Origin of the sequence: Mycobacterium sp. (assembly GCF_032161845.1) — a bacterium.
Taxonomy (GTDB): domain Bacteria; phylum Actinomycetota; class Actinomycetes; order Mycobacteriales; family Mycobacteriaceae; genus Mycobacterium.
In genome coordinates, this window is record NZ_JAVRQA010000105.1 from 1 (window position 1) to 11030 (window position 11030).

Genomic DNA, 11030 nt, shown 5'->3' on the forward strand with positions numbered 1-11030 from the left:
CGGCTCAACGTCGTCCGTGAGGGCCGCACGCTCTATGCCGGTTCGGAGTCCACCCTCAGTGGCGCGATCGCCTTCAGCGGACCCAACGCGATGCTGTACGCCCTGAATCTGCTTGTCCCCCAGCTTGGCAACGGGCTGACGGGCAAGCCGGTCGCCGACCTGTCCAACGCCTAACCCCCGCGTTCCCCCCTCGCGAGCAGTCCAACTCGACCACCCGTCAGGCCCATCTCCACTGCCCGACCGCACCGGGTACCGGCTGCGCCGGATCGACGCCGATGGCGAAGATTCTCCTGGCAAGCAGCCGGCTGGACGCTCGAGGAATCACCAACGGAGTCCCGGTCTCGGGGTCGGCGATGACCTGACACTTGAGGCCGTACACCTCCTCGACGAGGCCCGCCGTGACGACGGTTGACGGATTGCCCTGAGCCACAATCGATCCAGCCTTCATGGCGATGATCTCGTCGGCGAATCGACACGCGTGGTTGAGGTCGTGCAGCACGGCGACGATGGTGCGGCCCTGCTCGGCGTTCAACTCGGCGAACAGTTCCAGCAATTCGATCTGGTGGGCGATGTCCAGGAACGTGGTCGGCTCGTCGAGCAGGATCAGCGGCGTCTGCTGGGCCAAGACCATCGCGATCCACACCCGTTGACGCTGGCCGCCGGACAGTTCGTCGACGGGCCGCCCCGCGATCGAGGTCACCCCGGTGGCCGCCATCGCCTCGACGACAGCCCGCTCATCGTGGCGGGAGAACTGCCGCAGCATCGTCTGGTGGGGGAAGCGCCCGCGTGTCACCAGATCGGCCACGGTGATGCCTTCGGGGGCGATCGACGATTGCGGCAACAGGCCGAGCCTTCTGGCGACGTCCTTGGTGCGCAGGCGGGTGATGTCGGTCCCGTCGAGGATGACCTGTCCCGCAGTGGGACTCAGCAACCGGGCGAGGCCGCGCAGAAGCGTCGACTTGCCACAGGCGTTCGGGCCTACGATGGCGGTGACCGCACCGGCGGCGATGGCGACGCTCAGCCCGTCGACGATCGGCGTCGAACCGTAGCCGAGCGACAACTCGCGCGCAACGAGACGTACTTCGTCGGACATTCACCCCCCTTTCTATTGGCGCCGCGCCTGGACGACGAGCAGGTAGACGAGGTACAGCCCACCCAGGGTGACCGTCACCGCGCCTACCGGCAGTTCGGCGGGCGCAAAGATTCGCAGGGCGATCAAGTCGCTGCCCAGCAGGAGGAACGCGCCCATCACCGCAGCCGACATCAGCCCGACGCCTGGCGCCCCCGTGAGGCGCCGCGCCAACTGCGGCGCGGCGAGCGCGACGAAGGAGATCGGACCAGCTGCCGCGGCGGCGACGGCGATCAGCAGCACGCCAATTCCGAAGTAGGCCAACCGCACCCGCTCGGGGCGGAGGCCGAGCGCTCCGGCCGCGTCGTCACCCATCTGCAGGATGGGAAGCTGCGGCCCCACGACGAACAGCATCGCGACGGCGATCGCGAGGCCACCCACGACGGGGAACACCTGCGCCCACTCCAGCCCGCTGAGTGACCCTTGCTGCCAAATGGACGCCGTAATCGCCTGGTGCAGCCTGATCTTGAGGATGATCCATTGGCAGATCGAGCTCAGCACCGCACTGACGGCGATGCCCACGATGATCAGCCGGAAGCCCGCAAGCCCGTTCTTGTACGACAACAGGTAGACGACGACGGCCGTGACGAGACCCCCGACCACGGCGCTGACCGCGGTCGTATAGTAGCCGCCGCCGAGCACGGCGATCGCGATCAACGCACCGGCGTATGCGCCGAAGTCGAATCCGATCACGTCCGGGCTCCCCAGCGGGTTTCGCGTGAGCGCCTGGAAGATCGCGCCCGAGACGCCCAGTGCTGCACCGATCAACAGCGCCAACAGGATTCGTGGCATCCGCCACTCGAGCACCAGCACGCTCGCAAAGGAGTGATCGTGGCCGATCAGAACGGCGATCACCTGGCCCGGCGGAACGGGATACTGGCCGACACCAAGGGCCAGCACGGCCAGCACCATGGCGGCCGCACCGAGAGTCGACAGCACCGTGATGGTTCGCCAGGACGCCCTCAGCGACACCGCTGGCTCACGGCGCACGACCAATTGTCGGCGGCCGAAGTCGATGGTCTCGGGCGTTCTCACAGCGCTGCCGCGGCCCTGCGTCGCACCAGCCAGATCAGCACCGGCGCACCGACGAATGCCGTGACGATTCCGGCGGGGAGTTCGCCTGGCCGCACGACGACGCGGCCGACGACGTCCGCCGCGAGCAGCAGCGCGGGCGCAATGAACACGCAGTAAGCGCATATCCACCGCCAGTCCGGGCCGGTGAACCAGCGCACCGCGTGCGGGACCATCAGGCCGACGAATCCGATCGGTCCCGCGCCCGCGGTAGCCGCGCCTGCCAGCATGGTGACCGCGAGGAGCCCGATCACCCTGGTCCGAACGACGTTGCCGCCCATGGCAACGGCGAGGTCGTCACCGAGTGCGATGGCGTTCAACCCGCGACTGACGTAGAGACACAGCGCCGCCCCGATCACCACGAAGGGGGCGACCACTCCGACGACCCCCAGCGAGTGCCCGTCGAGGGCGCCGGCGTCCCAGTACCGCATGGAGTCGAACGCTCTCGGATTGCGCAGTCGAATTCCGTACGAGATGCCCTCCATCACCGCACCCGCGGCGACGCCGGCGAGCAGCATGCGGACCGGGGTCACGACGGCCCGTCCGGTCATCCCGATCAGGTACACGAACACCATGGCGACGAAGGCGCCGATGAACGCGAACCACACGTAGGACCACACCGAACGCAGGCCGAGGAACGCGATCGCGGCGACGACGAAGAGTCCGGCACCGGAGTTGATGCCCAGAATCTGCGCGTCGGCCAACGGGTTTCGGCTCACCCCTTGGATCAACGCTCCGCTGAGCCCGAGCGCAATTCCTACCACGATGCCTAGCAACGTGCGCGGAATCCGGAGGTCGTGCACGATCCACTGATTGCCGGTGTCGGTGTAGTCGACGACCGCCCGCCACACCGTCGCCCACCCGACGTTCTCGGTCCCGATCGCCAGACTGAGCACACACGTCAACGCCAGCACGGCCGCCGCGACCAACAGGCCGACAGCCCGGCGTCGGTCGCCTGACGGTGCGAGGTCGGTGTCGGCGCGGGAGGCCCCCGGATCAAGCGAAAGGACGTCCAACGGCTAGAGCCCGATGCTCTCGAGCGCGAGGTCGAACTCCTCGGACGCGACCTTGTCACCCCTGCCGTCGGCGAGCGCGCGCTCGTACACGGCCACCATCTCGTCGCTGACCGCCTCGAACTTGCGGTCCCAGGTTTCGGAGTCGAACCGCCAGTAGCCGACGATGTCGTACTGCTCGGCGCCCCAGCCGTGGTCGCCACGCAGATGTTTGCGCACCTCGCGCGTCGCCTGCGCCTCACCGGCGAACCAGCAGTATCCGCGGCCGTCAGGGTGGGCGTGGTCGCGCACCAGCTCGGTGAGACGGCTAGGCGCCAAACCGTTTCCGGTGCCGATCGTGGAGACCACCGGAATGTCGGTCCGCAGCGGCAGGTAGTCCAGATCGGCGGCGTCGGCAACTTCGACGATCACCGCAGCGGTGGTGTCGTCGGGAAGTTCGTCGAGGATCCTGGCCAGCGCGGGCAGGCCCGACAGGTCGGCGATCAGGAGCTGCCATCGGGTCGCGGGCTCGGGCCGATACCAACTGCGGGCGTGGTCCAACCCCACCGGGTCGCCGACCGCGGCCCGCCTGGCCCAGTCGCTGGCGAGGCCCCGCTGGTGCAGCACGAAGTCACACGTGACCTGGTTCTCGCCAGGACCGCGGCGGCGAACGCTGTAGTTGCGGCCCTCGGGTTCGTCCGGAAAGTAGATGCCGAGTGCCTCATCGCCGCCCCCTGGCAGGTTCAGGTCGGCCAGCCGCGGAACCTCGAAGACCACGCGCCGCATCCGCGGTCCGACATCGCTCACTTCGGCAACGGAGCCATTCACGGTCGCCATATAGTGAGGCTAACCTAATAGGCATCGTGTGTGGCGACCGCCTTCTTCGATCAGCCGCCCGAAATCCGTGATCGGGTCCACCATGGAGGCATGACGGAACGGGTGATCGACCGGCTGGCCCATGTCGCCGACCAGCTTCGCGAGCAGGCGACCGAGGCCGAGCGACTTGGCCGCCTCCCCGACGAGACGGCCAAGCTGCTCAAGTCCGTCGGCAACATCCGGCTGCTTCAGCCAGCGAGCTACGGCGGCTACGAGGTACATCCGCGCGAGTTCGCCGAGACCGTGATGGCAACCGCGGCGCTCGACCCCGCCAGCGGTTGGATCAATGGCGTGGTGGGGGTCCACCCCTACCAGCTCGCCTACGCTGATCCGCTTGTACAGGAAGAGGTTTGGGGCACCGACCACGATACGTGGATGGCCTCCCCGTATGCGCCGCAAGGCATCGCCCGACCAGTCGACGGTGGCTACGTCTTCAACGGCCGCTGGCAGTTCAGTTCGGGTACGGACCACTGTGAGTGGATCTTCCTCGGCGGCATGGTGGGTGACGACGCGGGCCGGCCCGTGACGCCGCCGACCATGCTCCATCTGGTCCTGCCCCGCGCGGACTACGAGATCGTCGAGGACTCTTGGGACGTGGTGGGACTGCGCGGAACCGGCTCCAAGGACGTGATCGTCCGCGATGCCTTCGTGCCCGATCACCGGGTGATGAACGCCACCGAGGTGATGGACGGCACGACCCAACGGGAGTCCGGCCTGACACAGACGCTCTATCGGATGCCGTGGTCGACGATGTTCCCGCTGGGCATCACGTCGGCCGTGATCGGGATCGCCGAGGGGGCGCTGGCCGCACATCTCGACTATCAACGCGACCGAGTCACTGCCGCGCGAACCGCGATCAAGGACGATCCCTACGTGTTGTACGCCATCGGCGAGGCGGCCGCCGACATCAACGCCGCTCGGCAGGAATTGCTCGCCAACGTCGACAAGATCTGGGACATCGTCGATTCCGGCGCGGAGGTGTCGTTCGAGGACCGCGCCGCGGGCCGACGCACCCAGGTTCGGGCGGCGTGGCGGGCGGTGATGGCCGTCGATCAAATCTTTTCTCGCTCCGGTGGCAACGCGATGCGGATGGACAAGCCGCTGCAACGATATTGGCGTGACGCGCACACGGGTCTCGCACACGCGATTCACGTGCCTGGCACCACCTTCCACGCCTCGGCCCTCAGCTCCTTCGGTGTCGATCCGGCAGGCCCGTTGCGGGCGATGATCTAGTGCCGGACTACCCCCAGATATCGCTACAGCTGCGAACTTTCACCGACGACCCGGATCACGACTGGTCGACGACGCTCGGGCTGGCCACGGCGATGGACGTCGCTGGCATCGACCGCGTCGTGGTATCGGACCACGTGGTCTTCGGTGAGGCGCCAGAGGCGTACGCCAACCCGGCGCTCGGCGGCGTCGCAGGCGGACGCCAGCCCACCGGGCCCGACGGACAGTGGCTGGAGCCGCTGACGGTACTCACGGCAATCTCCGCGACCACCAACAGGATTCGCTTGGGCACGGCAATTCTCCTGGCGGCACTGCGCAGGCCCGCCGTGCTGGCGAAGCAGGTCGCGACGCTCGACGTGCTGTCGGGCGGACGGGTCGACCTCGGCGTCGGCGTCGGTTGGCAACGCGAGGAGTACGACGCGGTGGGCTTGGCCTTCGAGCGCCGCGGGCGGGCGCTTGACCACACGCTCGAGGTGTGCCAGACCCTCTGGACGCAGCGGCGCGCGACCTACGCCTCGGCCGAACTGTCCTTCAACGGCATCCATCAAATGCCCAAACCGGTTCAGCCAGGCGGTGTTCCGATCTGGGTGAGCGGCACGGTCAACGCCTCCGTCGCGCGGCGGATCGCGCGCTTCGGCTCCGGCTGGATTCCGTGGGGTACGGCCCGAGACGATCCGGCCGAGGCGATCACCAGGATGAAGGACGCGATCGTCGCCGCCGATGGCGATCCGACCGGGCTTCAGGTGCAGGGCAATGCCGTGACCGTCAAGCGCGCAGACGGCGGCATCGACGTCGAGGCGACGGTGGCCACGGCGCCGCCCCTCGTCGAAGCCGGCGTCACCGACGTGCGGTTCACCCTCTCGATCCCGAAGGACCGCCAGCACGCCATCGACCTGCTGTCCGAACTGGCGAGTGCCTTCCATGCCGCCACCCGCTGATTCCGTTCCGCCCATTGAGGATTGGAACCAGCTACTGGCCGGTCGGGTCGCCGTGGTGACCGGCGGTGGTGACGGCATCGGCGGCGCGATCTCGCGGCTGTTCGCTCGCCACGGCGCCCTGGTGGAGGTCGCCGAGATCGACGAGGACCGCGCCGCGCGGGTCCGGGCGGAGGTGTCCGATACCGGCGGCACGATTCGCACTCACGTGCTCGACGTGACGAAGTCGGACGACGTCGCCCGGCTGGCCGACGCGGTACTGACCAAGCACGGCAGGGTCGACGTGGTCATCAACAACGTGGGTGACTACCGCCCACTGGTGCCGTTCGAGGACTCGTCGCCGGATAGCTGGGATCAGATGTACGCCGTCAACCTCTTCCACGTCTTCGCGGTGACACGGGCATTCATTCCCTCGATGATGGCCGCCCACCGAGGGTGCGTCGTCAACGTCCACTCGGTGGAGGGCATGCGCGGTTATCCGAAGGACCCCGTGTACGGCGCGATGAAGGCCGCCGTCGCCCACTTCACCACCAGCCTCGCGGTCTCGATGGGGCGGCACGGCATCCGCGTCAACGGCATCGGGTGCGACCTGACGCAAACACCGCAGGTCGACTACCTCACCGGTTACGAGGACGTCGACCGACTCTGGGCGTCGTGGGCTCCGGTCGGCCGGGTGGGCGTGCCGGACGACCAGGCCAGGGTGGCCCTGTTCCTCTCCTCAGATCTTTCGGCGTTCGTGACCGGCGAGAACATCGCCGTCGACGGCGGCACCAAGGCAGGCGGTGGGTGGCTGTTCTCGCCGCGGGAGGGGCGTTTCGTCAACCGCTCCAGGAACCTCTGACCCGCACGGTTTACCGGCCGGCGGCCGCCGGGTACGCGCCCTCAATGGTCAAAGCATTCGGATACAGAAGCAACGGTGGGGCCGACGTCCAGGAATTCCTCGACCTCGACATGCCGTCTCCGCTGGCAGGCGAGCTGTTGGTGGAGGTGCGCGCCGCGGGCGTGAACCCCGTCGACTGGAAGATTCGGGCCGGCCTGCTCGGTGCCGCGCGCGAGAGCGACCTCCCCGCCGTGCTCGGTAGCGAGGTCTCGGGTGTCGTACGCGGCGTCGGCAAGGACGTCGACGGCTTCGCCGAGAACGACGAGGTGTTCGGGTCGGTCGCACCAGGGTCCGGCGGGTACGCCGAGTACACGCTCGTCACCGCGAGCGCCGCCGCCCACAAACCACCGCAGGTCTCGTTCCACGACGCCGCCACCCTGCCCGTCGCTGCCGCGACCGCGTATGACGGCGTGACGCAGCTCGACCTCAAGGAGGGTCAGACGCTGCTGATCAACGGCATCGGCGGCGGTGTCGGAGTGGCAGCCGCCCAGATCGCCAGAGACCTCGGCATCAACGTCATCGGGACGGCAAGCGAGGACAAACGCGCGCTGGTGGAAACGCTGGGCGCGACCCTGGTGCCGTCCGGTGCGGACGTCGCGGATCGCGTGAGGCAGATCCTGCCCGACGGTGTCGACGCGATCTTCGACCTCGCCGGTGGCGATGCGCTCCGCGCGGTCGCCGAACTGGTGGCCGACCGCACCAAGCTGATCAGCGCGGGCGACTTCACGGTCACCGAGCTGGGCGGGCACATGGTCGAGCGAGACCGCACCCACCGCGTCCTCGAGATCGTCGGCGCGCTCGTCGCGGACGGCAAGCTCGAACCACACGTCGAGGACGTCCGCCCACTCGACGAAGCCGCCGACGCGGTCGCGGCGGTGGAGATCGGCCACGCCAGGGGCAAGGTCGTCATCGAAGTCAGCTGACTCGGCAGCTCAGGCGAGCCTCACGTGCAGATAGTGCGGAATGCCCATGCGTTCGTAGGTCCGTCGACGGCTCGGCGCTAGCATCGGCATGGCCGTTGCCGCGTCGAGCAATTCGGGTTCGGTCACCTCGTGAACCTCTCCCTCGGCCAATACCGTCGCCCGGCCGGCGGCGAGCACGTTCTGTAGCCAGTCCACCCGGGTCCCATAGGCCACCGGAATGATGAAACCGGCCAGCGTGGGATCGGCACCCACCGGGGTCGAGTACTGCTTGCCCGACTTCCTGCCGGTATGCCGGATCACGGCGGCGTACGAATTCTTGCGTCCGCCAAGCCTGCTCATGACGGGATTGAGCAGGTACTTGTTGAAGGTACGAATCGCGCGCAGCAACGGAGCGGGCCACGTTCCCGGTGCCAGTGCCATGCCGCCGACGATACGCGTCGGGCGCGCGCACCCTAGCCGCGAGGCAAGCCCAAGATCCGCTCGGCGATCACGTTCAGCTGGATCTCCACCGTGCCGCCGCCGATGAGGAACGCAGGCACGAACATCTGGTTCGAGACGACGTCGGCGGGCGCCTGGCGGAGGCTGGCCTCCGGACCGACGAGGTCCAGCGAGATCGCCGCCGTCGTGCGACTCAACTCCGCCGACGCGACCTTCACCACCGACGCGCCCGGGCTAAACAGTTCACCGTGCAACTGGCGCACGGACTCTCGATAGTTCAGTGCTGCAACGCCCGTCGTCTCTGCCACTATCTGGCCGAGCGCCGCGACCGCATCGCTGCGGTCACCGAAGTACAACTCCTCGTCGATGATCTTGCGGACCCGGTCGTCGTCGCCGAGGGTCATCATCGAGCTGATCGTCGTCCGCTCGTTCAGCAGGGTGGTCATGGTCAGCGCCCAGCCCTGGCCCCGTTCACCGAGCAGTTGATCGTCGGGGACGAAGACGCCGTCGAGGAACACCTCGTTGAAGTGCGAGTCACCGCTCGGTTGCTTCAGCGGCCGCACGGTGACACCGGGCGCGTGCATGTCGACCAGGAAGTAGCTCAGCCCCCGATGCTTCTTGACCGCGTCCGGTTCGGTGCGGGCCAGGCAGATGGCCCAGTGGGCGTGGTGCGCATCGGAGGTCCACACCTTCTGACCCGTGAGCGACCAACCACCATCGACCTTGTCCCCCTTGGTGTTCAGGCTCGCAAGGTCGGACCCCGCCTGCGGCTCGCTGAACAACTGGCACCACACGATGTCACCGCGCAGCGTCGGTCCGGCGAACCGCTCCTTCTGCGCGTCGGTGCCGTGAGCGAGGATCGTCGGCACCGCCCAGTCGCCGACCAGCACGTTGGGCGGGGTCAGGTCGCGCGTGGCGTACTCCTCGGCGAGGATCACCTGTTGGGCGGCCGTCGCGCCGACACCCCACGGCCTCGGCCAGTGGGCCGCGACGAGACCCGACTCGGCGAGGAACTCGCGGCGCCGCCCCTTGGTGTAGACCTTCATCGGATCGTCGGTGCTCGGCACGTCGGCGGGCATCGCCAGCGCCTCGTCGAGCACCGCGGCGACACGGGCACGGAACTCGGGATCGGCGGTGTCGTCGGCGGAGAAGGTGAAGTCCCGCTTGGCACGAAGAGCGACCTCGGCCAGACTTCGCACTGCCGCACGCGTCGAACCCGCTTGCGCCGCAACGCTAATCGCACGTCGCCAGTAGAGGTGCAGGTCATGCTCCCAGGTGACGGCGATGCCACCGTGAAGGGTGATTGCCTCCATCACCGCGTCGACGGCGCGGCCGATTCCCATGACAACCGCCGTCTCGGTGGCAATTCGCTGCTGATCGGAATCTTGCTCGAGGCTGCGGATGGCGTCGGCGGCAACGGCGGACGCCAGTTCCTCGGCGATGAAGAGCCGGGCGGCCTTGTGCTTGACGGCTTGGAACGCGCCGATGGGCTGGCCGAACTGCTCGCGCACCTTCGCGTACTCGACCGACGCCTTGAGGCACCACTGCATGACCCCGGCGGCGTCGGCCGCCAGCAGCCCGGTCACCACGGTCCTAGCGGCGGTCGCATCGATGCCCGCGATCTCGTCGCCCGCGGCGATACGTACGCCGTCGAGCCGCAGTCGACCGATGTCACGGGTTAGGTCGGTGCCCTCCAACGCCTCCAATGCGACACCGGGTGCAGCCGGATCGACGTGCAGCCAGGCGACGCCGTCCGACGTCGCGACGCCGACGATCACGATGCCGGCCGATAGCAGCCCGAGGATCGGCGGGCTGGCCCCGGACAGCACCCAACCGGCGCCGTTGCGAGTGGCGCTGATGCCGGCCGATGGCTGGACGATGGCGCCGGTGACGCCATCGACGAACGCCGCGAGCAGTGCTGCGCGCTTGAGCCCAACCGCGCCAAGCGTGATGACCGCGCTGGCCGTCACGGTTGGCAACAGTGGACCCGGCAGTAGCGCAGCGCCTGCGGCTTCGACGACGACCGCCAGTTCCTCGAGGCCACCGCCCTGCCCGCCGAGGTCCTCGGCGATGTGCACGGCGTGCAGCGCCTGCTGGACCAGCTGCGTCCAGTGCGGCTGTTCGACGCCCGCCGCGAGTCCGTCGAAGGACAGCCGCGTCTGCGCGGTGGGCGTATGTCGTGCGGCGAAACCGGTGACCGTCGCGGCCAACATCTCGTGGTCTTCGGTGAGGGCGATGGCCATCTAGCGGACTTTAGAGCGAGAAGTGATCGTCGATGATCCCGAGCCACACCTGGGCCGAGTCGATCGCGACCTTCTCGCTGATGAACGCGTGCTGGGTTCCCGTATAGAGGTCGCGGAAGGCCCGCTCGAGCCGGCTGCCCTCGCGGATCGACGTGGTCCCGGCCACCAGGTGCGCCCACTGCGCACACTCGCGGGCCACGTCGGTGGCATAGACCGCCGCCACGCGCATGTCGACCCGCAGCGTCGGAGTCAGCTCGTCGCCCGCCGCGACTGCCGCTTCGGCGGTCGTGAACGCCTCGAGTACCAGCAGTCG

The 11030-nt window shown here is 68.2% G+C and carries 10 protein-coding genes and 1 pseudogene; 4 read left to right on the forward strand and 7 right to left on the reverse strand.

Annotated elements, in window-relative coordinates; all coding sequences use genetic code 11:
• Positions 1–217: 217 nt before the first annotated feature.
• Genes QOD90_RS06365 through QOD90_RS06380 form a run of 4 tightly spaced genes read right to left on the reverse strand, consistent with a single transcriptional unit; the run spans position 218 to position 4029 of the window.
• Positions 218–1093, reverse strand: coding sequence for an ABC transporter ATP-binding protein (locus tag QOD90_RS06365; RefSeq protein WP_526347785.1), 876 nt, complete (start codon positions 1091–1093; stop codon positions 218–220).
• Positions 1094–1105: 12 nt separating this feature from the next.
• Positions 1106–2164, reverse strand: a complete 1059-nt coding sequence (locus QOD90_RS06370) for a FecCD family ABC transporter permease (RefSeq protein WP_526347787.1) — start codon at positions 2162–2164, stop codon at positions 1106–1108.
• Positions 2161–3216, reverse strand: a complete 1056-nt coding sequence (locus QOD90_RS06375) for a FecCD family ABC transporter permease (RefSeq protein WP_526347789.1) — start codon at positions 3214–3216, stop codon at positions 2161–2163. The genes QOD90_RS06370 and QOD90_RS06375 overlap by 4 nt, the downstream gene beginning before the upstream one ends.
• A 3-nt stretch (positions 3217–3219) precedes the next feature.
• Positions 3220–4029: a siderophore-interacting protein gene (locus tag QOD90_RS06380; protein ID WP_526347791.1), complete on the reverse strand. Its 810-nt coding sequence runs from the start codon at positions 4027–4029 to the stop codon at positions 3220–3222.
• Between the two features lie 90 nt (positions 4030–4119).
• On the opposite strand from QOD90_RS06380, the gene QOD90_RS06385 reads away from it, so the two are divergent.
• Genes QOD90_RS06385 through QOD90_RS06400 form a run of 4 tightly spaced genes read left to right on the forward strand, consistent with a single transcriptional unit; the run spans position 4120 to position 8036 of the window.
• Positions 4120–5301: an acyl-CoA dehydrogenase family protein gene (locus tag QOD90_RS06385; protein ID WP_526347793.1), complete on the forward strand. Its 1182-nt coding sequence runs from the start codon at positions 4120–4122 to the stop codon at positions 5299–5301.
• Complete coding sequence (locus tag QOD90_RS06390) at positions 5301–6236, forward strand: TIGR03619 family F420-dependent LLM class oxidoreductase (protein WP_526347795.1); 936 nt, start codon at positions 5301–5303, stop codon at positions 6234–6236. Before QOD90_RS06385 ends, QOD90_RS06390 begins: the two co-directional genes overlap by 1 nt.
• Positions 6220–7074: an SDR family NAD(P)-dependent oxidoreductase gene (locus tag QOD90_RS06395; protein ID WP_526347797.1), complete on the forward strand. Its 855-nt coding sequence runs from the start codon at positions 6220–6222 to the stop codon at positions 7072–7074. Before QOD90_RS06390 ends, QOD90_RS06395 begins: the two co-directional genes overlap by 17 nt.
• Before the next feature lie 44 nt (positions 7075–7118).
• Positions 7119–8036 carry an NADP-dependent oxidoreductase gene (locus QOD90_RS06400; protein ID WP_526347799.1) on the forward strand — a complete coding sequence of 306 codons (918 nt, stop codon included), beginning with the start codon at positions 7119–7121 and terminating at the stop codon, positions 8034–8036.
• Positions 8037–8045: 9 nt separating this feature from the next.
• Here QOD90_RS06400 and QOD90_RS06405 read toward each other — a convergent pair whose 3' ends face one another.
• The 3 genes and pseudogenes from QOD90_RS06405 to QOD90_RS06415 form a co-directional block, all read right to left on the reverse strand.
• Positions 8046–8456 (reverse strand): PNPOx family protein, encoded by a 411-nt coding sequence (locus tag QOD90_RS06405; protein WP_526347801.1) that lies wholly within the window; start codon positions 8454–8456, stop codon positions 8046–8048.
• 32 nt (positions 8457–8488) lie between these two features.
• Entirely contained in the window at positions 8489–10717 is a 2229-nt protein-coding gene (locus QOD90_RS06410) for an acyl-CoA dehydrogenase family protein (protein WP_526347803.1), read from the reverse strand.
• Between the two features lie 10 nt (positions 10718–10727).
• Positions 10728–11030, reverse strand: a pseudogene (locus tag QOD90_RS06415) (acyl-CoA dehydrogenase family protein); the annotation flags it as partial.